Origin of the sequence: Pseudomonas hygromyciniae, from assembly GCF_016925675.1 — a bacterium.
Classification (GTDB): domain Bacteria; phylum Pseudomonadota; class Gammaproteobacteria; order Pseudomonadales; family Pseudomonadaceae; genus Aquipseudomonas; species Aquipseudomonas hygromyciniae.
In genome coordinates, this window is the sequence record NZ_CP070506.1 from 2,920,365 (window position 1) to 2,944,862 (window position 24,498).

A 24,498-nucleotide genomic window follows, 5' to 3' on the forward strand; every position below is an offset into this window, starting at 1 on the left:
GTGAACGCAAAACAACGAGGGTTTCACTCCGCCATCCCAACAGGCCCGGGCTACCCGCTCAAAGCCTTGAGTCGCGTGCCATACGGCGCGTTGCTGTGTTGCCTGGCCAGCCTGGGTACCGCCCAGGCCGCACCCTACGTCGAAACCGGCAAACTGGGGGATGTCGCCAGTTGGCGCAGCAATGAATTCAAGGCCGACTGGGGCCTGGGGGCGGTGAATGCCGATGTGGCGTATGCCGCCGGTTACAGTGGCAAGGGCGTGAAGCTGGGGATTTTCGATCAGCCGGTATATGCCCTGCATCCCGAGTTTTCCAGCCCGGGCAAGGTGCAGACCCTGGTCACTGAAGGGATCCGCCAATACACCGACCCCTATATCCCAGTGAAGGCCGGTGACCCGTTCCGCTATGACGGCACACCGTCCCAGGGCTCCAACGGAAAGCTGGGCGACCACGGCACCCATGTCGGTGGCATCGCCGCTGGCGATCGCAACGGCGGGCCGATGCACGGCGTGGCCTATAACGCGCAGATCCTCAGTGCCGAGAACGGCGACCCGGGCCCCGAAGACGGGATCATCCTGGGCAACGACGGTGCGGTGTACCAGGCCGGCTGGGACAGCCTGGTGGCCAACGGCGCACGCATCATCAACAACAGCTGGGGCATCGGCATTGGCGATCAGTTTGCCAAGGGTGGCAAGGATCCAGCGTTCCCCCATTTCGGCCTGAGCGACGCGCAGGCCCAGTTCGACCAGATCAAGCCGTTATTGGGCACCGCGCCAGGTGGCGCTTACACCGGGGCGATCAACGCGGCGCGCAGCGGGGTGCTGACGATCTTCGCGGCCGGCAACGACTACAACCTGAACAACCCCGATGCGATTTCCGGTCTGGCGTACTTCGTACCCGAGATCACGCCCAATTGGCTGTCGGTGGCGGCATTGCAACGCAACGCGGACACTAACAGCCCCAACCCTTATGTGATCAGCACGTTCTCGTCCCGTTGCGGCTATGCCGCCAGCTTCTGTGTGTCGGCCCCCGGCACGGCGATTTACAGCTCGGTGATGGTGGGCACCACGGTCGATAACATGACCCTGGGCTGGAACAACAAAAACGGTACCTCCATGGCCGCACCCCACGTGGCAGGCGCCGCCGCCGTGTTGATGGAGCGTTTCCCGTATATGAGCGGCGAGCAGATTTCCACGCTGCTCAAGACCACCGCCACCGACCTGGGGGCGCCGGGCATCGACGCGCTATACGGTTGGGGCATGATCAACCTGGGCAAGGCGGTCAGCGGGCCGGGGATGTTCATCACTGCCGAGGACATTCCGGCCGAATTCCGCGTCGAGGGCGGCTACGGCAGCGGCCAGTTTGTCGCGGACTTGCCGGGGGGTAGGGGCGGTGGTCGACGCCGGCAAGCCCACCCAGCGCCTGTGTGACGATGTGCACTGCGGGCGGGATGTGTGGAGCAATGACATTTCCGGGCATGGTGGCCTGACCAAGCAGGGCATCGGTACGCTGGTGCTGACCGGCAACAACACCTACAGCGGGCCGACCCTGGTCAATCAAGGCCTGCTGGCGGTCAATGGCTCGCTGGCATCGCAGGTCACTGTGAGCAACAGCGGCGTGTTGGGCGGCTCCGGCAGCATCGGCGCGCTGCACGCGAAAAACGGCGGTACGGTAGCGCCGGGCAACTCCATCGGCACATTGAACGTGGCCGGGGATATCAACTTCGACGCCGGCTCCACCTATGCGGTAGAGCTGTCCAATAGCAGCAGCGACCGTATCGTCGCCGGTGGCAAGGCCACCCTCAACGGCGGCACCGTGACCCTGGCCCTGGAAAACAGCCCGACACTGCTCAGCCAGCCCGAGGCGCAAAGCCTGATCGGTCGCCAGTACAACATCCTGCAGGCGGCTGGGGGAGTTACCGGCAGCTTCGCGCAGGTGTTGCCCAACTACCTGTTTGTGGGCGGCAACCTGAACTATGGCGCCAACGGCGTGCAACTGGATGTCGCGCGGACCGCCAACAGTTTCGCCAGTGTGGCGGCAACCGATAACCAGCGCGCCGTGGCGGGCGCTGCCGAACAACTGGGCGCGGGTAATGGCGTCTATGAAAGCCTGCTGCTGGCGCCGAGTGCGGCCTCGGCGCAAGGGGCGTTCCAACAGTTGTCAGGGGAAATCTACCCGGCCCTGGAAACCGCCCTGATCAATGACAACCGCTACCTGCGCGAAGCGGTGGGCGAACGTCTACAGCAGGGTGAAATGGGCGCCTCGCCACAAACCATCGACACCCGCGGCAATGTCTGGGTCAAGGCCCTTGGCGCCTGGGGTAAAACCGACAGCAGCAGCGACACGGCGGGCTACACCACTTCCATCGGCGGATTGCTCGCGGGTGTGGACGGTGCACTGGATGAAGACACACGCCTGGGGCTGGTCGCCGGCTACAGCGATACCTCGCTGAACATGGGCGATGGCACCCATTCGCGGGCATCGGTGGACAGCTACCACTTTGGCGCCTATGCCGGGCACGAAATCGGCGCCTGGCGCCTGAGCGGCGGGGCGACCTACAGCTGGCATCGCGCCGATGTAAAGCGTGAGCTGCAATACGGCGAAGTCGCCGGCAAGCAGAAAGCCAAGGTCGATGCCCGCAGCACCCAGCTCTTCACCGAAGCGGCTTATCGCCTGAACCTGCAACCGCTGGCGCTGGAGCCATTCGCCAACCTGGCCTATGTGCACTTGGACAGCGACGGCTTCAGCGAGAAAGGCGATGCGGCGGCGCTCAAGGGCGGCGATGACACCCGCGACCTGGTGCTCAGCACCCTCGGCGTGCGTGCTTTGAAGACCTTCAACCCCAGCGACCATCACGCTCTGGACGTTTCCGGCACCCTGGGCTGGCAGCACAACCTCAGCGCCACCGATTCCGAGCGCCACCTGGCGTTTGCCTCGGGCAGCACCGCGTTTGCCGTGGAAAGCTCACCGATGGTGCGCGATGCCGCATTGGTCGGCGCACGGGCCAGCCTGGCGCTGAGCAAGGATGCGCGGCTTAACGTTGACTACAACGGCCTGCTGGCCAGCAAGGAGAAAAATCCATGGCGTGGGCTTGAGCCTCGACTGGGCGTTCTAGACCCTGAAGATCCAAAAAATGTGGGAACAGCTGCGCACTCTGGCTCTGCTGTTGCTGTTGCTCAGCTTTTGATCTGGCTTTTGATCTTAGGCGCCCCGTCAAACCACGCTGGCCGCAGACAGGTATTGCGCAGTGGGCACCCCGGCAGGATGCCGGGGTAGCCGCGACACGGCCATGGATGGCCGATCGCGGCGGGCCCACGGAGCAATGCCTGACTGCGGGCATGCCGAGCCTAGGCGAGGCACCGAGTGGTGGGGCAAGAGCGTTTTGCTTACTTTTGCGCTCTACAAAAGTGAGCCGCCGTAAGGGCGGAACCAATAGCCGCCGTAACCGCAGCAACGGATATGTACACCCCCCCCAAAAACCATCAAAGAGTTGTGCAGATACATGGCCATCGCGGGCAAGTCGCACCGCAGCCCCCACTATTACCGCATTCCAGCTGTCTTGGCTTTCTCGACAATTCCAACAAAAGAGAGGCAATACCATGGGTGTCTATGACTACAAAAACCTAACCACCGAAGACTCCAAAGCCCTGTTCGCCGACGCCATGGCGATCACGTTGTACTCCTACCACAACCTGGATAACGGCTTTGCCGTGGGTTATCAGCAAAACGGCTTCGGCCTGGGCTTGCCGGCCACCCTGGTGCAGGCGTTGCTGGGCAGCACCGACTCCCAGGGCGTGATCCCCGGCATCCCGTGGAACCCGGACTCGGAAAAAGCCGCCCTCGACGCGGTACAAAAGGCCGGTTGGACGCCCATCAGCGCCAGCACCCTGGACTATGCCGGCAAGGTCGATGCCCGAGGCACTTTCTTTGGCGAGAAAGCCGGTTATACCAGTGCCCAGGTCGAGGTCCTGGGCAAATACGATGACGCCGGCAAACTGCTGGAAATCGGCATCGCCTTCCGTGGCACATCGGGCCCCAGGGAGAACCTGATTGTCGACTCTATCGGCGATGTGATCAGTGACTTACTGGCCGCGTTCGGGCCGGCGGACTATGCCAAAAACTACGCAGGCGAGGCGTTTGGCACCTTGCTGGGCAAAGTCGCCGCGTATGCCAGCGCGCAGGGGCTGAGCGGCCAGGATGTACTGGTCAGCGGCCATAGCCTCGGTGGCCTGGCGGTCAATAGCATGGCGGACTTGAGCAACCACACCTGGGCGGGGTTCTACCAGGACGCCAACTATGTCGCCTACGCCTCGCCGACCCAGAGCAGTGGCGACAAGGTGCTGAACATCGGCTACGAAAACGACCCGGTTTATCGCGCCCTCGACGGTTCGGCGTTCAATCTGTCGTCCCTGGGCGTGCACGACCAACCGCACGCCTCCAGTGCCGACAACATCGTCAGCTTCAACGACCATTACGCCTCGACGCTGTGGAACATCCTGCCGTTTTCCATCCTCAACCTGCCGACGTGGATCTCCCATTTACCCACGGGTTATGGCGATGGCATGAGCCGCATCCTTGAGTCGAAGTTCTATGAACTGACCAGCCGCGACTCGACGATCGTCGTCGCCAATCTGTCCGACCCGGCCCGCGCTAATACCTGGGTGCAGGACCTCAATCGCAACGCCGAAGCCCACCAGGGCAGCACGTTCATTATCGGCAGCGACGGCAATGACCTGATCCAGGGCGGCCGGGGCAACGATTACCTGGAGGGCCGTGCAGGCAACGATACTTTTCGTGATGGCGGTGGCTACAACATCCTGCTCGGCGGCTCGGGGTTCAATACCCTGGACTTGCAGCAGTCGCTGAAAAACGTCGAGGTGGCCAACGATGGCGCGGGCACCCTGTATATCCGCGACGGCCAAGGCGGCATCAGCCTGACCCGCGACATGGGCGCGCTAGTGAGCAAGGAAAGCTATCTGTTGCTGTTGAGCAAGGATGTGACCCACAGCGTGACCGACAAAGGGCTGCTGGCGGGTAAGGACCTGACGGGCTATGCGACGTCGCTCAAGGGCGATACCGGCGCCAATGTGCTCAAGGCGGGCGATGGCGGGCAGTGGCTGTTTGGCCTGGAGGGTAATGACCACCTGATCGGCGGCAAGGGCAATGATGTACTGGTGGGCGGTGCCGGCAATGACCTGCTGGAAGGGGGCGGCGGGCGCAATACCTTCCTGTTCGACGGCGACTTCGGCCAGGACCGGATCCTGGGCTATCAGTCGACGGACAAGCTGGTGTTCATGGGGTTGGCGGGGGGGTGGACGGGCAGTACAACTACCTCGACCATGCCAAGGCCGTGGGCAGCGATACGCTGCTGACATTCGGCGATAACTCGGTGACGCTGGTGGGAGTGGGACTTGGCAGCCTGTCGGCGCAGGCGTTCGTCATCACCTAAAACAAACTGTAGGAGTCGGCAAGCCGGCTCCTACAGTGTTCGGTCAGTCTTCCTTGCGCACCGTCGCGACATCCGCCGCCTTGACCCGTACGCGCTTGCCGGCGATATCGGTGAATTCGTAAAAACCATCAGGCGTCTTGGCATTCGGCGTGTCTGTGGTCAGGTACTGAGTACCGTTCTGCAAGGTTACGACGGTCGGCGTCGAGCAACCGGCCAATGCCAGAAACGTCATCACAGCCAGCGGCAGGCACCAGTTCTTCATGTTCATAACCCTTACTCTCATCTTTCGAAAACCCCGTGCTCAACGGCTGCGGGCAACAAATGTTACGCGGATCCACCCCCATCTGATCACTTTTATACAAAAAGTTGCGTGCGCCACTGATCTATTAGCGATTGCAACGCGGGCCTGGCGACGGCACTCTGTATGCATAACCAGTGTTTGCCCAAGTGCCCGTCATGTCCAACCCCCTCGAAGACCCGTTCTACTACCTGCATAACTTCCAGCAAGTGCTCGACTGGCTCGGGCAACGCTATGCCGACGTGCTGGATGATGAAGAACAGCGTTTCATTGCGCGGTTCAGCCAGTTGCCGCAACCGGCCCAAGCGTTGCTGGTGCGCATGGTGATGCGCAAGGGCGTGCATTTTCGGGCAAGCAAGCTCAATTACGTCGAGATCGGCCCGGCTGATTTGGCCGTGCAGCCGTTGCTGGCCCACGGTTGGGTCAGTGAGCAGGGCCTGCTGTCGATTGAAGAGGTGTGGGGGCAATTGCAAAAAGGCGAGGTTCTGCAGGCGTTCAAGCCCTGGATCGAGCTGCCCAGGGGCAAGAAATCCGATTGGCTACCCGGCTTATCGACGCGGTTCACCGAGCCACGGACGTTTGCACAGTGGTGCCCGCAATTGGACGAGCGCCTTTACAGCCTGACGGTGATGGACCTGTGTGACCGCCTGCGCCTGATGTTCTTCGGCAACCTGTACCAGGACTGGTCGGAATTTGTGTTGGCGGACTTGGGGATCTACACCTACGAAAAGGTTGAGTTCTGTGCCGAGTCCCGGGGGCTGCGCCATCGTGACGATGTGTCTGGCCTGCTGTTCCTGCATCAATGCCAGCAGACCTTCGAGGCGGGCGAACCGCTGGAAGAGGTGCTGGCGCAGATTGCCACGCTGAGCACCGATAACCCCTGGCTGGAGAAACGTCGGGCCAAGCTGCTGTTCCAGGTTGGCCAGCATTGCGAACGGCTTGCTGAACTGGCCCTGGCCGAGGTGATCTATCGCGAGTGTGCCTATCCCGGCGCCCGCGCACGGCTGATCCGGGTGCTCGAGCGTCAGGAGCATTTCGCCCAGGCGATGGTCCTGGCCCTGGAGGCCCAGGCCGCGCCACAAAGCGCGGCCGAGCAGCAGCACCTGTTGCGGGTCCTGCCGCGGTTGCGGCGCAAACTGGGCGAGCCGGCGCAGCCCAAGCCCAAACCCCAGGTGATCCAGCGCCTGGACCTGGAACTGCCATTCCCGGAACCGGTGGCCGCCGTCGAGTTCTGCGTGCAGGCGCATCTGGAGGATGAAGCGGGGCCGGTGCACTACGTCGAGAACACCCCTGATCAACTCGCTGTTCGGCCTGTTGTGCTGGCCGGCGATCTTCGCGCCGTTGCCTGGCTCGTTCTTTCACCCGTTCCAGCGCGGGCCGGTGGATTTGCACAGTGAAGACTTCCAGCAGCGCCGCGCCGACCTGTTCGCCGCCTGCCTGGACCAACTGCATGACCAGCGCTACAAAACCACGATCCGCCAGCGCTACGCCGAAAAGTGGGGGATCCAGTCGCCCTTTGTGTTCTGGAATGTGTTGAGCGAAGAGTTGCTCGAGCAGGCGCTCGATTGCCTGCCTGCCGCGCACCTGCGGCATTGGTTCGACCGCCTGTTGCTGGATATCCGCGCCAATCGTGCCGGCATGCCGGATCTGATCCAGTTCTGGCCGGCGCAAAAAACCTACCGCATGATCGAAGTCAAAGGCCCGGGCGACCGCCTGCAGGACAACCAATTGCGCTGGCTGGAGTTCTGCAGCGAGCACCAGATGCCGGTTACCGTGTGCTATGTACGCTGGGCGGAGCAGGGCGCTTGAGCTACACCGTTGCGGTACGGGCATTGTGCGAGTTTACCGCCAAGGTGGGTGATCTTGATCTGCGGTTCACCCCCTCACCCAGTGCCCAGGAAGGCATGCTCGGCCACCGTACCGTGGCGTCCCGCCGTAGCGCGCACTACCAGAGTGAAGTGGCCCTGGAAGGCCTCTACCAGCAGTTGACCGTACGCGGCCGCGCCGATGGCTATGATCCGGATCGCAATGTGCTGGAAGAGGTCAAGACCTACCGTGGCGACCTGGATGCCCAGCCGGCCAACCATCGGCTACTGCACTGGGCCCAGGCCAAAGTCTATGGCTGGCTGATGTGCAGCAAGCTGGGGCTGCCCGAGATCGGGCTGGCGCTGGTGTATTTCGATATCGTCAGCGAGCGCGAAACCGTAGTAAGCCAAGTGTGTGCGGTTGATGACCTGGAGACGTTCTTCAATCGCCAGTGTGCGTTGTTTCTCGGCTGGGCCGAGCAGCAGGCGCAACGGCGACTGGCCCGCGACGCCGGCGCCACCGCCCTGGCTTTTCCCCACGCGGCCTTTCGCCTGGGCCAGCGTACCCTCGCCGAGTCGGTGTACAAGGCCGTCAGCACCGGGCGCTGCCTGATGGCGCAGGCGCCCACGGGGATCGGCAAGACCATTGGCACGGTGTTTCCGATACTCAAGGCCATGGCGCCGCAGCAGTTGGACAAGCTGTTCTTTCTGACGGCCAAGACCCCTGGCCGCAAACTGGCGCTGGACGCAGTGCAGATACTGCACGCCAGTGCCGACCTGCCATTGCACGTGCTGGAGCTGGTGGCACGGGACAAGGCCTGCGAGCACCTGGACAAAGCCTGTCACGGTGACTCCTGCCCGCTGGCCAAGGGCTTTTATGATCGCCTGCCGGCCGCGCGCGAGGCGGCAGCCAAGGTCCGGTTGCTGGACCAACGCAATCTACGCGAGGTGGCACTGGCCCATGGGGTGTGCCCGTATTACCTGAGCCAGGAGATGGCGCGCTGGTGCGACATGGTGGTCGCCGACTACAACTATTACTTCGATTTTGGCGCGATGCTGTTTGGCCTGGCCCAGCTCAACCAATGGCGGGTCGCGGTGCTGGTGGACGAAGCCCATAACCTGGTGGAGCGGGGCCGCGCGATGTACAGCGCCGACCTCGATCAATTTTCCCTCAAGACCTTGCGCGATGCCGCCCCCGAGCCGTTGAAAAAACCGTTGCAGCGGCTCAACCGTGAATGGAATGCGCTGCACAAGGAGCAGGTCAAGGTGTATCAGGCCTATGCCAGCAAACCGGACAAGCTGTTGCAGGCCCTGGCCCTGTGTACCAGTGCCATGGGCGAGTATTTCAATGATCACCCCCAGGCGCTCACGGGCGAGCTGCAAGGCTTTTACTTCGAGGCGTTGCAGTTCGCCAAGGTGGCGGAGCTGTTCAACGAGCAGTTTATTTTTGATATCGCTCAGCGCGATCCACAGGCCAAGCGGCGTTTCTCACGCTTGAGCCTGCGTAACGTGGTGCCGGCCGAATTTATCCGCCCACGCTTGACGGCGGCCCGTAGCAGCGTGCTGTTTTCCGCGACCCTGAGCCCCCGGCATTACTATGCCAACCTGCTGGGCTTGCCGCTGGATACCGCATGGGTCGACGTGGAATCGCCATTCGATGCCGCACAGTTGCAGGTACACATCATCGACCGCATCTCCACGCGCTTTGTGCATCGCCAAGCGTCCCTGGCGCCCATCGTCGCGCTGATCGCCGAGCAGTTCGAACGTACGCCGGGCAACTACCTGGCGTTTTTCAGCAGTTTCGATTACCAGCAGCAAGTGGCGCAGTTGCTGGCTGAACGGCATCCGTCGATTCCTACCTGGCATCAATCACGGGGCATGGCCGAGGCCGAGCGCCAGGCCTTCCTTGACCAGTTCACCCAGCACAGCCAGGGTGTGGGGTTTGCCGTGCTGGGCGGGGCGTTCGGCGAGGGTATCGACTTGCCTGGCGCGCGCCTGATTGGCGCCTTTATCGCCACCCTGGGCCTGGCGCAACTCAACCCGGTCAACGAGCAGATGAAACTGCGCATGGGTGCGATGTTCGGGGCGGGGTATGACTACACCTACCTGTATCCCGGGATCCAGAAGGTGGTGCAGGCGGCAGGCCGGGTGATTCGCACCCAGCAGGACCAAGGGGTGGTGATGCTGATCGATGACCGTTTTGCCGAACCCAAGGTACGGCCATTGCTGCCGCGCTGGTGGTCGGTGACCTGAGGTATTTGCTCCGTCAATGATGCTGGCGCGGGGTGCGCCGGTGGGGCAGTCTGCAGCAGTCCCCCCATGGAGCTGTGTGATGAGTGCTATCGAACAACAGACGATCCAGGTCAACGGCATTCAATTGAGCCTGCATATCGCCGGCCCCGAGAGCGGCCCGCCCGTGTGGCTGCTCCATGGCTTTCCCGAATGCTGGCACTCCTGGCGCCAGCAGATCCCCGTGCTGGCAGCCGCCGGGTATCGCGTATTTGTGCCTGAAATGCGGGGCTATGGGCGCAGCAGCGCGCCTGCCGAGATTGCCGACTACGACCTGTTGACCCTGTGCGCGGATATCCAGGGGGCCATGGACCTGTTCGGCCACCACCGGGTAGCGATGGTCGGCCATGACTGGGGCGCAGTGGTGGCCTGGCACCTGGCCTTGCTGGAACCAGAACGCATCAGCGCCCTGGTCACGATGTCGGTGCCCTTCGCCGGTCGCCCCCGCAGACCGGTGATCGAGATCATGCGCGAGCTGTATGCCGACCGGTTCAACTACATCCTGTACTTCCAGCAACCCGGCGTGGCGGAGCAGGAACTGGAAGCCGATATCGAACGCACCTTGCGTCTGTTCATGCAGGATCAGGATGTATTCCTGCAACAAAAGCCGGCCACCGCCACCTTGCTGGACGGCGTCGCGCTGCCGGGTGCCTTGCCGGCCTGGTGCAGCCGGCAGGATCTGGATATCTATGTGCAAACCTTTGCCAATGGCTTTCGCGGGCCGCTGAACTGGTATCGCAACTTCGAGCGCAACTGGCAGCGCACCGAGTTTCTGGCGGGCCGGCAGGTGTTGCAACCGACGCTGTTTTTGATCGGCGACCGTGATCCAGTGGGCGTGTTTGAGGCGCACACCCTCAAGCGCATGCCCGAGGTGGTGCCACAGTTGGAGCAGCAGGTGCTTGCCAACTGCGGGCACTGGATCCAGGTGGAGCAGGGCGCGCAGGTCAATACGTTGATGCTGGCGTTCCTGCAGAGTTAGCCCTTGGAAGGCGCTAGACGTCGGCCCATTTCCTCACCAAGGGCCTGGAGGCCGCTCAACGGGCGGACCATCACTTCAAATTCGATGATCTGCCCCTCTTCGTTGAAGCGGATCAGGTCGATGCCCTTGAGCTGTTTGTCGCCCACTCGCGCGCTGAACTCCAGTACCACACTGTGGCCGTCGGCGCTGGCCAGTTCACGGTGGTAGCGGAAGTCCTCAAATACGGTAAACACGGTGTTGAGGATCATCGAAACGACGGCGGCGCCGGGGTAGGGGGTGTGGGCCATCGGCGAGCGAAACACCGCGTCAGGCGCCAGCAGTTCGGGCAGGGCCTTGAGGTCGGCAGTGGCCAGCATGGTGTGCCAGCGCTTCAGGGTATGGGCGGCCCCAGGGGATAATTGCAGAGCTTCGGACATGGTCTGTACCTGTTCTTATGAGTGTTGAGCAACCATAAGAGCAGCTGCGAGGGGGGATCAATGATCCAAACTGACAGTTATATGGCTGGAGCAAACAGCAGAGCTGTGTGGACTTGATCGCGATGGGCATGAGTATCTGCACAACTCTTTGGTGGTTTTTGGGGTTGGGTACATATCCGTTGCTGCGGTTACGGCGGCTATTGGTTCCGCCCTTACGGCGGCTCACTTTTGTAGAGCCGGAGTGCCGGCCCAGTCCAAAGTAAGCAAAACGCTCTTGCCCCACCACTTGGTGCCTCGCCTAGGCTCGGCATGCCCGCAGTCAGGCATTGCTCCGTGGGCCCGCCGCGATCGGCCATCCATGGCCGTGTCGCGGCTACCCCGGCATCCTGCCGGGGTGCCCACTGCGCAATACCTGCCTGCGGCCAGCGTGGTTTGACGGGGCGCCCAAGATCAAAAACAGAGCAACAGCAACAGCAACGCCAGAGCGCGGAGCTGCTTTCCCCTGTGGGAGCGGCGGTGCGACGATTCGACTTGCTCGCGAATGCGGAGTGTCAGTCAATACATTTATCAACTGACAGACTGCATTCGCGAGCAAGCCCGCTCCCACAAGGGTACGCGCACGCTTCGACGATCAGGTCGGCTGTCAGGCCGCCTCGTTTTGCTTGTGATTTTGATCTTAGGCGCCCCATCAAACCACGCTGGCCGCAATCCGATATTGATTTGGGGGGTAAACCGGCAGGACGCCGGTTTAGCCGCGCTGGGCCATGGATGGCCCATCGCGGCGGCCCCCCAAATCAATGTCGGATTACGGGCACACCGAGCCTAGGCGAGGTGCCGAGTGGTGGGGCAAGAGCCCTTTTGGTTACTTTTGGCTGGGCCGGCACTCCGGGCTCTTTTCCAAAAGTGACCCGCCGTAAGGGCGGAACCCATAGCCGCCATGACCGCAGCAACGGATATGTACCCAACCCCAAAAACCACCAAAGAGTTGTGTAGATACTCATGGCCATCGCAGGCAAGCCCGCTTCTACAAGGCGAAGCGATGCCTACACCACTTCCAGGTACGAACTGTGGATGGCCCGCGCCAGTTCGCGCACGGTGTCGATAAACTCCGTCAACCGGGTGTGCAGGCCTTCTTCGAGGATCTCGTCGATACCGGTGTAACGCAGCCGCGCTTCAAACTCCGCAGCCAGACGCTGGGCCGTGCGGCCGTAACTGCCCGGCAGATCCGCGAGGATATGGCTCAACTCCTCGATACACGCATGCAACGAGCGCGGTACGTCGCTGCGCAATAGCAGCAGCTCCGACACCGAGCGCGCATTCAGCGCATTGGGGTACAACTCGGTATAGGCCTCGAACGACGACAAGGCACGGAGCAGGGCGCTCCACTGGTAGTAACCGCGGGCGGACAGGTCGCTGACTTCTTCGGACTCTTCACCAAACATCTCGTAGCGCGCATCCAGCAGGCGCAAGGTGTTGTCGGCGCGTTCGACAAAGGTGCCCAGGCGGATAAAACGATAGGCATCGTTGCGCATGATGGTGCCGGAGGTGGCGCCACGAAACAGGTGCGAGCGCTGTTTGACCCAGTCACAGAAGTGGCTGATGCCATGGCGCGCCAGGCCGCCGGCGGCGATGCTGCGCATTTCCAGCCAGGTGGCGTTGAGGTTTTCCCACATGTCGGCAGTGATCCGCCCGCGCACCGCATGGGCATTGCCCCGGGCAGCGCGCAGGCAGTTGTAGATGCTGGCCGGGTTTTCCTCGTCGAGGGCGAAAAAGTGCAGCATGCGCTCGGCGTCCAGCTGTTGATGGCGCTCCAGATAGCTGTCCAGGGTGCCGCTGCTGAGCAGCGACATCGCCAGTTCGTCCAGGCCATCACTGCGTCCGGCCTGGGGCATCAACGACAGCGAGTAGCTGACCTCCAGCATGCGCGCCAGGTTTTCCGCGCGCTCCAGGTAGCGCGACATCCAATACAGATCTGCGGCGGTTCTACTCAGCATACTCAGCCCTCCACCACCCAGGTGTCCTTGGTTCCGCCGCCTTGCGACGAGTTGACGATCAATGAACCTTCGCGCAGCGCTACTCGGGTCAGGCCGCCCGGCACCAGGCGGGTTTCCTTGCCCGATAGCACGAATGGGCGCAGGTCGATATGCCGTGGTGCGATGCCGTTTTCGACAAAAGTCGGGCAGGTGGACAGGCTCAACGTCGGCTGGGCGATATAGGCATGGGGCCGGGCCTTGATGCGTTGGCGGAAGTCCTCGATTTCGGCAGCCGAGGCGGCCGGGCCCACCAGCATGCCGTAGCCGCCGGAGCCCTGGGTTTCCTTGACCACCAGTTCGGGCAAGTGCGCCAGGACATGGGACAGCTCAGCGGGCTTGCGGCATTGGAAGGTCGGCACGTTCTGCAGCACCGGTTCTTCATCCAGATAAAAGCGGATCATCTCCGGCACATAGGGGTAGATGGATTTGTCGTCGGCCACGCCGGTGCCGATGGCATTGGCCAGCACTACGTTGCCGGCGCAGTAGGCAGCGACCAGGCCGGGGACGCCGAGCATGGATTCTGGGTTGAAGGCCTGGGGGTCAAGGAAGGCGTCGTCGATGCGCCGGTAGATCACATCCACCGCTTTCGGGCCATCGGTGGTGCGCATGAACACCTTGAGGTCGTGCACGAACAGGTCGGCGCCTTCTACCAGTTCCACCCCCATTTCCCGGGCCAGGAACGCGTGCTCGAAAAACGCACTGTTAAAGCGCCCAGGGGTCAGCACCACGACATTGGGGTTGTCCAGGCGGCTCGCGCTTTTCAGGGTCTTGAGCAGCAGGTTGGGGTAGTGATCCACGGGCGCGATGCGCTGTTTGGCAAACACTTCCGGGAACAGGCGCATCATCATTTTGCGATCTTCGAGCATGTAGCTCACGCCGCTGGGCGTGCGCAAATTGTCTTCGAGGACGTAGTAGGTGCCGTCGCCATCACGCACCAGGTCGACCCCGGAAATATGGGAATAGATATCGCGGTGCAGGTCAAGGCCGACCATGGCTTTTTGATAGCCTTCATTGCCCAGCACCTGCTCAGCGGGAATGATCCCGGCCTTGATAATGCGCTGGTCGTGGTAGATATCGGCGAGGAACATGTTCAGCGCATTGACCCGTTGGATACAGCCGTGCTCGATCACGCTCCACTCACTGGCGGGGATGCTGCGCGGGATGATGTCGAAGGGAATCAGGCGTTCGGTGTCTTGCTCGTCACCGTACAAGGTGAAGGTGATCCCGGCGCGGTGGAACAGCAGGTCGGCCTCGCGACGGCGCTGGGCCAGCAGTTCCGGTGGGGTGTTGGCCAGCCAGCGGGAAAAATCCTGGTAGTGCGCACGGCACACGCCATTTGCGTCATTCATTTCGTCAAAGAAAGATCGAGCCATTCCAATTACCTTGTCAGTGCCGGGTGTAGCGTTGCAGGCACTGCCGCTTTAAAAACCGCATTGTTATGAGCCCGTGGCTTTTGGCGCCAACGGACCTTGTCCTTACTTTCTTTTGGAGTCGGCTCTGAGTCGGGGGGTAACGTTTGCTCCTGTGTTCACCTGGGCAGGCAGGGGGTTTGAGGAGTAAAGCAATGGCTGTGCCGAAACCGCGTTTATAGGGATTAAACGGTGTACCAGCCCGATATCGGGGCGGCCTGCGCAAGTGCAGTGCGCGCCAGGCATGCGCCATGCTCCACAACGGTGCGGGCAATTGACCTGAACTTCGGGCATCGCCGGTTCTTCTAAGGGGATTACGCAGCGTAAGGATTACCGATCGTGCCCAGGATCATCTCCCCCCATAGCCCCGAATCGGCGCTGACCGACCATACCGAACACGACGCCAAGATTTTTGGTTCGCCCAAGGACCGCCTGGATTTCTATCGCCGGGAAATCCAATACGAAACCTCCATCCTTGCCAACCGCACCGATGCCTACCTGACGGCGCAGTCGTTCCTGGTGATTGCCTTTGTGTCCTGCATGGGCAACCTCAACCCCGAGTGGGGCAAGCTGTTTACCCTGGTGGTGCCGCTGTTGTTGGCGATGCTCGGCGTGTTCAGCTCGCTCAACGCCTGGCCCGGCATTCGTGCGGCCTACGACATCATTGACCATTGGCACTTCAAGCAAAGCGAACTGTTGCGCAGTGAACCGGTGATGGGCCTGGCTTACGATGAATCGCCGTTGTTCTGCGAGACCGAGTCGTCGCACAAGGGCTATCGCAAGTCGTTGCTGTTTTCGGTGCGTACACCCTGGTTGTTCACGGTGTTCTGGATGCTGCTGGCGGCGTTTGCGTTTTATATCCAGGTGGATAATCCGGGGGCGTGACCGGTTGACCAGCAGCGCCCGGACGATGTTTTAACGGTTGAAGTCGTCGTACTCGCTGAAATCCGTGATGTTGTTGTTGAGCTCGTCGTGCTGCTTGTTCGCTGCGGCCAATCGGCGCTCGTGTTGCTCAATTTCCCCTTCGGTCATTGGCCTTGAGGCCCGTTTTTTCCTGGGCAGTGCGACCCCCTCAGGTGAAAAGTTCACCGGTTTGTAACGGGGGTCGGGATGGTATTTCATGACCCCATCGTCTAGCCGACCAATTTCCACATACTTGTTTTGCACCTTACGTGGTGTGTCGAGGAAGGTGCGCTCCAGGTAATCCCGGCGTGCCGCACGGTTGACGAAATTGTCCAGGTGGATTGATTCAAGATTGGGATCGACATACATAGAACCCTCGTAGCCCTTGACCGGTTTTTTTATCTGCCGTGCCAGGCGTGCGGCAAAGGATTGTTCGCCACCGGTTGCCGAGTCGCATACCGTCAGGCGTATTTCGTCATAGTGATCAATTTTCACCCCGCAGGCCTTCAGGTAGTCGAGCATCTCGTTGGGGCTCATGAGTTCGCCATTGATTTTCATCGAGGCCGCCTCATGGCCCGGCGCGATGACGCCATGGGCGTCCAGGCTTAAACGACGACAACCCCGGTGGATATCTTCAAACATCAGAAAACCTTCGCCCAAGGCCCGGACTTCTTTGACGGTACCGCCCATGGCCAGGCTTTTCGGGTTGAACACGGCCAGGGGCTTGCCATAGGGCGCGCGGGTGACGGGGTTGTAGGCAAACCACTTGCCGGCATGAAATACCGCCGTACCTTCGAACAGCTCATCGATGACCTTGAAGTTGCCGGTGGCCGCCGCATCAAAACGTTTACTCGCGGCGAGCAAGTCGTATTTTTCCAGGGCCCCCAACCGCCGCGCCTGCCCGGTCAGCCCGCTGATATCGGCGACTTTCCCGGCCAGTTTGCCGGCGCAGAACCACGCCTGTTTGCTTCCCCAGATAATCAACCGGCCCAGATCATCTACACCGCCGAGGGGGTTAAGGACGTTGATCGTCACCAGAGCGACTCGTTTTGCACTGTTGAGCAGCCGAATGACCTTGGGCCCGTGGTTGATCGTGGCCCTGGCGCCCAGCGAAGCACCAGCGCTGCTGATCGCCATCACCAGGCCAAAGATATCCAGGAACAGATCCACCAGCCCTGCGCCGACGTTGCCTTCTTGGAAGTTGGCGATGGCCGATCGCAGCGGAATCAAGCTCATGATGGTGTTGTGAAGAAACTTGGCGGCGTTGAATTCCGTGTCAAACGTGGTCAGGCCTTTTGCCTGGGCCTGCATCGTGTTGAGTGCCCGTTCCTGGACCATTGCAGCGGCGATGTACGCCGTCCTGGCACTGAAATAGCTGGAAGGTACCAGGCCTGTGTCGGGGGTTGCCTGGGTGATAGGAGGGGCAAATGCACCTTGGGGGTGAAACGGTTGCAGATAGAGAGTGTCCTTGCTGTATTCGTTCAGCAGCCCGCGCTGGGCGTTGTCCATCTCGGGGCGGCGCACGATGCTCTGCTGCTTGACGTCGTACTCGAACATTTGCGCAACGCCGGCAAGGGTGGTTTTTAGCAACAGACGATGCGGCTCAAGGGCGTAGTGGTAGATGGGGCTGCTGGAAATATGCAGGGAAGGCTGTTTTGTGGCTTTGCTGACTTTGAACAGTTGCAGCTTGCCGAACTCCAGGCGCCGGCGTGCGTCCAGGGGCAAACGCGATATCAGGTGCTTGCCGATGACGGGCAAGTTTTTTCTGAGTGTCGGTTTGTAGGCGTAAAAGGCCAGGCGGAACAAGCGGTCGACGTCCGGCAACTGCGCACGGGATGCCAGGATCCTGCTGATATCCACGCCAGCCTTGGAAGAAACCCAGTAGTTGAGGCTCAAGCGCGTGTGCTGTGATGCCGTGCCAAGGGCGCCGAGGCCGGCCTGACGCGCAGTGATGATGCCTTTGGGACGGTCCAGTTTCCCGGCCATGTAGAGGTCCAGTACCGAATATGGCCCGCGATAGTCGCGATGTGCCCCGGCGTCGGTGATGCATTTGTCGTCAAAGGGGATCTGTTCGCCGAACACCTTTTGCAGCTCGGCCAAGGCCATCTTCCTGCGCTGGGGCATGCCGATCTGCAGGGCGGTGGAGGCCGCTTTCAGTTCGTCGAGCTGCCGATTGAACGCCTCGCGCAGGGACTCAAGCTGGTCGTCGGTGTAGTTGTCCTGGGCATTGTGTGCCAGCAATCCCTGGGCCACGCCCCAGTCCTTGAGCGCCACGCGCTGGGCGGCTTGCTCAACCGCTGCCTGCTGCGCGGTGACAGGTGCCAGGTCCGCCCAGGCCATGACCTGGGAGAAAACCATGGCCGCCGACGCCCCAGGAGCCTGCGCTTCGATACGGGCGACGGCGGTTGAGAAGGTGGCCCATGTGTGGGAGCCGCAGGTTACATGCCGGGGGATTTCCTTGACGAGAAAGGCGGGCGCTCGGTGAGACAGCAACAAGCAGACTGCAATGGGCGCCTTGTCACGGGTCATCGAGCGTTTGCCAATCAGGTGCTCCAGCAAGTTATCGACCACGCTTGAGGGGTGGGCGCACCCGTGCGTGCTTTGGGCCAGGTCAAACCCGGCGACGATATTTCGTCCTGGTTTGCCATCGACGTCAGTCTGGCGATCAAGGTCTGCACTGATCGCCGCGAGTAACAGGTCAGTGTCGGGCGAAAGCAGCGAGATACCCTGGAACGTTTCGCCCAAAGTCTTTGCCTCGGCGCTGCGCAGCATGCGGCCAAGCCAGCTGCGGGTGGCGTGCAGGGTTGCGGGAGCGCCAGGCGTGACGTGGGTTGCCAGGTAATCGAGTACGCCATTTCCCGGGGTGTAATGAGCGCTTTGTTGCAGGCGTTCAATCCATTCGCGGCGTTGGGTTTCGTTGGGCGGAATCGGCCAGGCGAGAGCGCCGCCAAAGTTGCCATGCTCGGGGCTACTCAGCGGCGGGCGCTTTAGGTAACTGGCAAGATTGATCAACTGCGCCGCGTTCTGCGGCTGTAAAAAGCCGCTGCGTTCGATAAACCGTTGCAGGCTGGAAGACATACCAGGCGCCAGCGGTTCCCGACTCAGCGCAGAAGAGTGGGCGGCCAGAGTAAACAGCGTGGATTTCAAGCTGTCGGGCAAGGGGCTGGCGTTTTGCGCCAGGGCCGCAAGCTGCACAGATAGCGTATGCAGGTTAAGTAGATCACCGAATGTTCGCTGTGCCTCGGCGAAGGCCTCTTCGGATCTTGCCGCCTGGAGAGTGGCCGAGGGCGTAAAGTCGCGATGGCTCACCAGCGCTGCCTGCTGCTCGAGTTCGGTCTTGGTCGTCATGACCGGCACTTGATAAAAATGACCGACGGCAGCGAGGGATGCACCTTTGGCGCGAGGGTCCGCCGGCAGCACAAAGCTGCCTGCACCGAACGCCTGGGCAGTACTGGCCAGCAGCGGCCAGATTGCAGGCAAGGGGACATCGCTGGCCGGGTCGCCAAACAGCTTGTCAGTGCCGTTGACGTTAAAGGCGATGTGTCCCGATTGACTGTCGAGCCGGATGGTTTTGGATAGGTCAACCTGCTGCTCATCGGCCCAGACTTTAAAGGGGTCGCTGTAAAGCAGTGCATGCAGGTGCGCTTGCCACTGCGCGAAGGCTGAGCCGGGCGGTAGGGCGAGTAAAACCCACGCGCCCGGATCGACCACTTCCTGGACCCGGGCGCATTCCAATAGTTGCCGGGCATAGAGCTGCGCCAGTTCTCTATCTGCCGCTTCCCTTGGCGTGGCGTCTTGCCCGGGGATGGCGCCCAATCCTTGGGGTGGTTCCTGTGTTCCTTGAGGTGCTGCGGTATTCGACATTTCCATTGCCATGTTCACTTCCACACGTTGCAAAAGCGATGTGTGACGTGAACCTGACTTTGGATTCCAGCGTTATTGTCGCAGGGGTTTTCCGTGGTTACGCCCAGGTCTGGACGGCTAACGCCCGTCGGCCAACGGCGGCAGCCGGCGCTTGACCGGGGTTTTCTTGACGATGGCGGTGTTGGTTTCGGCGTAAGCGTTGAGACGATCGAGCAAGGTATCCAACTGGTCCATGGTGCGTACGTGCAGTCGCGCGATAAAGCAGTCATCGCCAGTGACTTTGTCGCACTCGGTAAACTCCGGAATCGCCTGGATCTGGCGTTCCACCTCCTGCAATTGGCCGGGCAGGGGGCGGATGCGCACGATGGCTTGCAACATATAGCCAAAGTGTTTCGGGTCGATATCCACGGTGTAGCCCTTCAGGACTCCGCGCTCCTCCAGGCGTCGCAAACGTTCGCCCACGCTGGGCGAGGACAGGCCGGTAATGCCCGCCAGGGTCTTGAGCGAGCAGCGCGAGTCGTCCATCAGGGCGGCGATCAGTTGTTGGTCGATAACATCAATCATCCTGGGCTCCTTAAGCAGATTTGCGGTTTTGCCTAATAAGAATAGGTAAGGATCACCTTTTGCCTTCTACAGGCGCTGGAGCCTGTTTGGCGCTGATTCAAGTGAGTACCGGTGCGGTATTGCTGGTGCCGCTGGTTTCGTGGCACAGCCTATCGGCGCCCGTCGATGCTTGGGGTGCGCTGTTGACGCTGGGTGTGGTGCATACGGGACTGATGTATGTGCTGCTCTATGGGGCGATCCAAAAGCTGCCGACGGCATTGACCGGGGCGCTGTCGTTCATCTACCCGATTGCGGCGATCCTGATTGATTGGATGGCCTACGGGCATCGCTTGGGCTGGGCACAATGGCTGGGGGGTTGCGGCGATATTGCTAGCGGCGGCGGGGTTGCAGCGGGGTTGGTGGTGGCGTGTCAAGCCAGAGTTGGCGCCATCCAAACGCCCCCCTGTAGGCGCCGGCGAACCGGCACCTACAGGGACGTGGGTTTACTCAATGTGGCGCGCGGGGGATGGTCTTGAGCAGGTCGGCCGGGCTGATATGCCCCACGACCTGTTGCTGCACACCGCTGCCCGGTAATGGCAAGTCGAGGATATGGCCCTTGATCTTGCCGACCACGTGCATTTCGCAAGGCTTGCAGTCGAACTTCAGGGTCAGGACCTCATCGCCATGAATCAGCTGCATCGGCGCAACCTTGGTGCGTACACCGGTCACGCCCTTGGCCTGCTTGGGGCACAGGTTGAAGGAGAAGCGCAGGCAATGCTTGGTGATCATCACCGGCACTTCACCGGTTTCTTCGTGGGCCTCGTAGGCCGCGTCGATCAGCTTCACGCCATGGCGGTGGTAAAAATCGCGGGCCTTCTGGTTGTACACGTTGGCCAGGAACGACAGGTGCGACTCCGGGTACACCGGTGGCGGTGTGGTTTCAGCTTTGCGGCCACCACGGGGATGGGCCTCGACACGGGCCACTGTCAGCGCTTCGATCACATCGCGGCGCATGGCCTTGAGCTGCGAGTTGGGGATGAAGTACGCCTGCGGCGCATCCAGCTCGATGGCTGTGGCGTGATACTGGGTGGTGCCCAGTTGGCCGAGCAGGTCGCGCAAGGTGTCCAGCGCCTGTTCCGGCTTGTTGGCCACGCCGAACGGGCCGGGCAGGGTGGTGCTGGCACTCACACCCTCTTCACTGGTGGCGGTCAGTTGCAACTGGTCTTCGCGCAGGCAGGCTTGCCAGGACACACCAATCCGGCGCTCGGCGGAGGTCTTGAGCAACGCTTGCTGCCAGTTATGGTCCAGGTTGCGGTTGAGCGGGTGATTGGGCCGCAACTGGTGCAGGCCCGCCGGCATCTCGTTGGGCTCGACGCGGTAGCGGTAGCGTTTTGCACCGTCTTCTTCGAACTCACCCTTGGGCTCGGCGATATTGGCGCGAAAACCCACGACTTCGCGCTTGATCAGCACGTTCAGACCGTCACCGTTGGACAGCGGCTCATGGGTGATGACCTGCAAGTCGCGCTTGCCGGCTTTTTCCACTACGCCAACTGGCAGGCCGGTAAAGGTCGGGGTGTCGAAGGCGCCGATATCGATTTTGCGGTCACTGACAAAGTAGTCGGTACTGCCCCCGGTGGAAGGTCTTTTCCGGGTCCGGCAGGAAGAAATGCGCAGTGCGGCCGCTGGAGGCACGAGCCAGGTCCGGGCGGTCCTCGAGGATTTCGTCCAGGCGCTGGCGGTAATAGGCGGTGATGTTCTTCACATAGCCCATGTCTTTGTAGCGGCCCTCGATCTTGAACGAGCGCACGCCGGCATCTACCAGGGCGCGCAGGTTGGCGCTCTGGTTGTTGTCTTTCATCGACAGCAGGTGTTTTTCAAAGGCAACAACGCGGCCCTGGTCATCCTTGAGGGTGTAGGGCAGGCGGCAGGCCTGGGAGCAATCGCCACGGTTGGCGCTGCGGCCATTTTGCGCATGGGAAATATTGCACTGCCCGGAGAACGCCACGCACAACGCGCCGTGGATGAAGAACTCGATGGCGGCATCGGTTTCATCGGCAATCGCGCGGATTTCCTGCAGGTTCAGCTCGCGGGCCAGCACCAGTTGGGAGAACCCGGCCTGATCGAGGAACTTGGCCCGGGCCAGGGTGCGGATGTCGGTCTGGGTGCTGGCATGCAGTTCGATGGGCGGGATATCCAGCTCCATCACGCCCAGGTCCTGGACGATCAGCGCATCAACCCCGGCATCGTATAACTGGTGGATCAGCTTGCGGGCCGGCTCCAGTTCGTCGTCATGCAGGATGGTGTTGATGGTGGTGAACACCCGGGCGTGATAGCGACGGGCGAACTCCACCAGTTGGGCGATCTCGCTCACGTCGTTGCAGGCGTTGTGGCGCGCACCGAAGCTTGGGCCGCCGATGTACACGGCGTCGGCGCCGTGCAGGATAGCCTCGCGCGCGATGGCGACATCGCGGGCAGGGCTGAGCAATTCCAGGTGATGCTTGGGCAAGGACATAGTTTTTTTAGTCAGGCTTGTCACGGTTGAGGCGCGCATTGTAGCCGTGAATTGCCGGGTGGGCACCCGCTGGATGCCCAATGGCGCGCTGGGCTCAGCCCTTGGCCGCCATCGCCGTGACTTCTACGCGCATGCCGTCCACCGCCAATGCCGCCACGCCAACTGCCGCGCGGACTGGCCAGGGTTTGGCGAAGAAGCGCTTGTACACCTCGTTGAATGCGGCGCGGTCGGCCATGTCGGTGAGGTAGATGGTCAAGTGCATGACCCGGTCCATGCTGCTGCCGGCGCGTTCTAGCGCGACTTTGAGGGCTTGCAGGGTGCATTCGCTTTGCGCGGTGATATCGCCTAGTTCCAGGCTGCCATCGGCGCGCACCGGAATCTGTGTGGAGACCAGGATGCCGTTGAAGCCAATGACGTCGGAAGAGATCGAGTCGGGATCGAGGTCGGGGGTGAAGCTGAGGTCGTGGTTGGCCATGGGGAACTCTAGATGAATGAACAGCGTGATAGTAAACCCTGGGCACAAGTTATCGGTTGATAAATTACCTCTTGAAATAAGTTATCGGATGATAAAATATACAACCACAACGTCTCTGATCCGTAACGCCAGGAGGGAACATGGGAGTAATAGCGCTCGACCATTTCACCATTCGCACTGAACAGTGGGGCAAGACCGCCGAGTTTTTTGAGCGTGTGATTGGCCTGTCACCTGGGCCCCGCCCGGATTTTCGTTTCCCCGGCTGTTGGATGTATGCCGGCGGCCGTCCACTCCTGCATATCGCCAGTGTGGTGGGCGGTGACAAGGACCTGCAGGCCTATCTGGGTGACAAGCAGGGTGGCTACGGGTCGGGCGCCCTCGATCATGTATCGCTGCGTTGCGAAGGGCTGGAAACCGTCCAGAACCGCCTGCAATCGATGGGCATCGCCTTTCGTGAACGGGTGATTCCGCAGATTGGAGAGCACCAGCTGTTTCTTGAAGACCCCAACGGCATCACCATCGAGATGATCTTTGACTATGTGCCGGGGACCCGGATTGTCGGCGAAGCCATGGCGAGCCTTGCCATTGGCCCGTCTGCGGAACGTTGCTGATGGACTTCAAACGTCGACGTGTTATTCAAGCCTTAGGCAGCGCAGCGCTATTGGCGCCGCTGCTGGCCCGTGGCAATAACCCTCAGAGGAACCCAGCCATGGTGCGACTCGGTGTGACTGACCTGTCCTTTCATCGCGCGACCGCTGCGGTGGTTGCTTCGGTGTTGCAGCGTATGGGTTTTATGGTGGAGCGTTCGTATGCGCTGCACGAGGCCAATTTCGAGCAGTTGCGCGCTGGCAGTATCGACATGATTGCCTCGGCGTGGATTCCGTCCAGCCACGGGATGTACAAAGCCCGTGTGGAAGAGGTGGTCGCCACCCGCGAGTTGGGCCTGCATTACACCCCGTATGCGTTGTGGGGAGTGCCCGACTATGTGCCTGTGTCAGAGGTGGACTATGTGGACGACCTGCGCAAGCCCGAGGTTATCGCCCGTATGCGCACGCTGATCCAGGGGATTGGACCGGGCGCCGGGATTACCCGATTTTCGTTGCGGATGATGGAGGACTACGGCCTTAGGGCGGCGGGCTACCAGTTTCGCACCGGCACCCAGGAAGAATGCGTGGCGGCGTTCGAGGCGCTGGTCGAGGAGGGCAGATGGGGCGTGGTGCCACTTTGGCATCCACAGTTCCTGCATTTCCGTCATCGAATCCGCGATCTCAAGGACCCCAAAGGGCTGCTGGGCAGTGTCGACCGCGCGGTGCTGTTGGCACGGGTTGATCGTCTGGGGCGGTTCAGCGAGGCGCAACTGCAGGTGCTCGATAATATTCGTCTGAGCAATGCAATTGTCGCCGAGTTGGATTACGCCATCAGTCGCCAGGGTAAAAGTGCGGACCAGGCGGCTGAGGCCTGGCTACTGAACAACCCGCAGACTCTTGCCTCCTGGCTGGCTCCATTGGCCTGAACACAAAAAAAA

At 61.3% G+C, this 24,498-nt stretch carries 12 protein-coding genes and 5 pseudogenes; 9 read left to right on the plus strand and 8 right to left on the minus strand.

The genetic code is table 11. The features are described from left to right. Positions 1–33: 33 nt before the first annotated feature. Positions 34–3,113: pseudogene (locus JTY93_RS12845) on the plus strand (autotransporter outer membrane beta-barrel domain-containing protein). A 484-nt stretch (positions 3,114–3,597) separates the two neighbouring features. Beyond that, positions 3,598–5,447, plus strand: a pseudogene (locus tag JTY93_RS12850) (polyurethane esterase). 43 nt (positions 5,448–5,490) lie between these two features. On the opposite strand, the gene JTY93_RS12855 reads toward JTY93_RS12850, so the two are convergent. Continuing rightward, positions 5,491–5,715, minus strand: coding sequence for a YgdI/YgdR family lipoprotein (locus JTY93_RS12855; RefSeq protein ID WP_205480534.1), 225 nt, complete (start codon positions 5,713–5,715; stop codon positions 5,491–5,493). 188 nt (positions 5,716–5,903) lie between these two features. Between JTY93_RS12855 and JTY93_RS12860 the strand changes: the two are divergent. The 3 genes and pseudogenes from JTY93_RS12860 to JTY93_RS12870 all read left to right on the plus strand — a co-directional run bounded on the left by JTY93_RS12860 (position 5,904) and on the right by JTY93_RS12870 (position 10,818). Beyond that, positions 5,904–7,554 (plus strand): annotated as a pseudogene (locus JTY93_RS12860) (VRR-NUC domain-containing protein). Further along, positions 7,551–9,803: an ATP-dependent DNA helicase gene (locus JTY93_RS12865; protein ID WP_205480545.1), complete on the plus strand. Its 2,253-nt coding sequence runs from the start codon at positions 7,551–7,553 to the stop codon at positions 9,801–9,803. Before JTY93_RS12860 ends, JTY93_RS12865 begins: the two are co-directional and overlap by 4 nt. Before the next feature lie 79 nt (positions 9,804–9,882). After that, positions 9,883–10,818, plus strand: a complete 936-nt coding sequence (locus tag JTY93_RS12870) for an alpha/beta fold hydrolase (protein WP_205480548.1) — start codon at positions 9,883–9,885, stop codon at positions 10,816–10,818. On the opposite strand, the gene JTY93_RS12875 is transcribed toward JTY93_RS12870, so the two are convergent. The 3 genes from JTY93_RS12875 to JTY93_RS12885 form a co-directional block, all read right to left on the minus strand. Continuing rightward, the gene (locus JTY93_RS12875) at positions 10,815–11,234 is read right to left on the minus strand and encodes a nuclear transport factor 2 family protein (protein ID WP_205480551.1); all 420 of its coding nucleotides are present in this window, start codon (positions 11,232–11,234) and stop codon (positions 10,815–10,817) included. The two genes, JTY93_RS12870 and JTY93_RS12875, sit on opposite strands and share 4 nt — an antisense overlap. A gap of 1,043 nt (positions 11,235–12,277) precedes the next feature. Then, positions 12,278–13,228: an alpha-E domain-containing protein gene (locus tag JTY93_RS12880; protein ID WP_092236664.1), complete on the minus strand. Its 951-nt coding sequence runs from the start codon at positions 13,226–13,228 to the stop codon at positions 12,278–12,280. 2 nt (positions 13,229–13,230) lie between these two features. After that, complete coding sequence (locus tag JTY93_RS12885; protein ID WP_205480501.1) at positions 13,231–14,640, minus strand: circularly permuted type 2 ATP-grasp protein; 1,410 nt, start codon at positions 14,638–14,640, stop codon at positions 13,231–13,233. A 375-nt stretch (positions 14,641–15,015) separates the two neighbouring features. On the opposite strand from JTY93_RS12885, the gene JTY93_RS12890 reads away from it, so the two are divergent. Further along, positions 15,016–15,561, plus strand: a complete 546-nt coding sequence (locus tag JTY93_RS12890; protein WP_205480498.1) for a hypothetical protein — start codon at positions 15,016–15,018, stop codon at positions 15,559–15,561. Between the two features lie 30 nt (positions 15,562–15,591). Here the strand turns inward: JTY93_RS12890 and JTY93_RS12895 are convergent, their stop codons facing one another. Both JTY93_RS12895 and JTY93_RS12900 read right to left on the minus strand, forming a co-directional pair. Then, on the minus strand, positions 15,592–19,443 hold the full coding sequence (locus tag JTY93_RS12895; protein ID WP_205480496.1) for a hypothetical protein: 3,852 nt from the start codon (positions 19,441–19,443) through the stop codon (positions 15,592–15,594). 117 nt (positions 19,444–19,560) lie between these two features. After that, positions 19,561–20,007, minus strand: a complete 447-nt coding sequence (locus JTY93_RS12900) for an Lrp/AsnC family transcriptional regulator (protein WP_205480493.1) — start codon at positions 20,005–20,007, stop codon at positions 19,561–19,563. A gap of 86 nt (positions 20,008–20,093) precedes the next feature. Between JTY93_RS12900 and JTY93_RS12905 the strand changes: the two are divergent. Continuing rightward, positions 20,094–20,421, plus strand: a pseudogene (locus JTY93_RS12905) (EamA family transporter); the annotation flags it as partial. 72 nt (positions 20,422–20,493) lie between these two features. On the opposite strand, the pseudogene JTY93_RS12910 reads toward JTY93_RS12905, so the two are convergent. Together JTY93_RS12910 and JTY93_RS12915 are read right to left on the minus strand one after the other, a co-directional pair. Continuing rightward, positions 20,494–22,498, minus strand: a pseudogene (locus JTY93_RS12910) (peptidase U32 family protein). A gap of 94 nt (positions 22,499–22,592) precedes the next feature. After that, entirely contained in the window at positions 22,593–22,973 is a 381-nt protein-coding gene (locus JTY93_RS12915) for a RidA family protein (protein WP_169870955.1), read from the minus strand. 140 nt (positions 22,974–23,113) lie between these two features. Here JTY93_RS12915 and JTY93_RS12920 point away from each other — a divergent pair, with 140 nt between their 5' ends. Continuing rightward, on the plus strand, positions 23,114–23,584 hold the full coding sequence (locus JTY93_RS12920) for a VOC family protein (protein WP_205478149.1): 471 nt from the start codon (positions 23,114–23,116) through the stop codon (positions 23,582–23,584). Between the two features lie 98 nt (positions 23,585–23,682). Continuing rightward, entirely contained in the window at positions 23,683–24,486 is an 804-nt protein-coding gene (locus JTY93_RS12925; RefSeq protein ID WP_205478150.1) for a glycine betaine ABC transporter substrate-binding protein, read from the plus strand. Positions 24,487–24,498 lie beyond the last annotated feature (12 nt).

What these genes read in the sequence shown, in the direction of transcription:
- JTY93_RS12915 (WP_169870955.1), bottom strand. Translation starts at nt 22,973, where the DNA reads ATGGCCAACCACGACCTCAGCTTCACCCCCGACCTCGATCCCGACTCG.
- JTY93_RS12855 (WP_205480534.1), bottom strand. Translation starts at nt 5,715, where the DNA reads ATGAACATGAAGAACTGGTGCCTGCCGCTGGCTGTGATGACGTTTCTG.
- JTY93_RS12875 (WP_205480551.1), bottom strand. Translation starts at nt 11,234, where the DNA reads ATGTCCGAAGCTCTGCAATTATCCCCTGGGGCCGCCCATACCCTGAAG.
- JTY93_RS12880 (WP_092236664.1), bottom strand. Translation starts at nt 13,228, where the DNA reads ATGCTGAGTAGAACCGCCGCAGATCTGTATTGGATGTCGCGCTACCTG.
- JTY93_RS12895 (WP_205480496.1), bottom strand. Translation starts at nt 19,443, where the DNA reads ATGTCGAATACCGCAGCACCTCAAGGAACACAGGAACCACCCCAAGGA.
- JTY93_RS12920 (WP_205478149.1), top strand. Translation starts at nt 23,114, where the DNA reads ATGGGAGTAATAGCGCTCGACCATTTCACCATTCGCACTGAACAGTGG.
- JTY93_RS12925 (WP_205478150.1), top strand. Translation starts at nt 23,683, where the DNA reads ATGGTGCGACTCGGTGTGACTGACCTGTCCTTTCATCGCGCGACCGCT.
- JTY93_RS12870 (WP_205480548.1), top strand. Translation starts at nt 9,883, where the DNA reads ATGAGTGCTATCGAACAACAGACGATCCAGGTCAACGGCATTCAATTG.
- JTY93_RS12885 (WP_205480501.1), bottom strand. Translation starts at nt 14,640, where the DNA reads ATGGCTCGATCTTTCTTTGACGAAATGAATGACGCAAATGGCGTGTGC.
- JTY93_RS12900 (WP_205480493.1), bottom strand. Translation starts at nt 20,007, where the DNA reads ATGATTGATGTTATCGACCAACAACTGATCGCCGCCCTGATGGACGAC.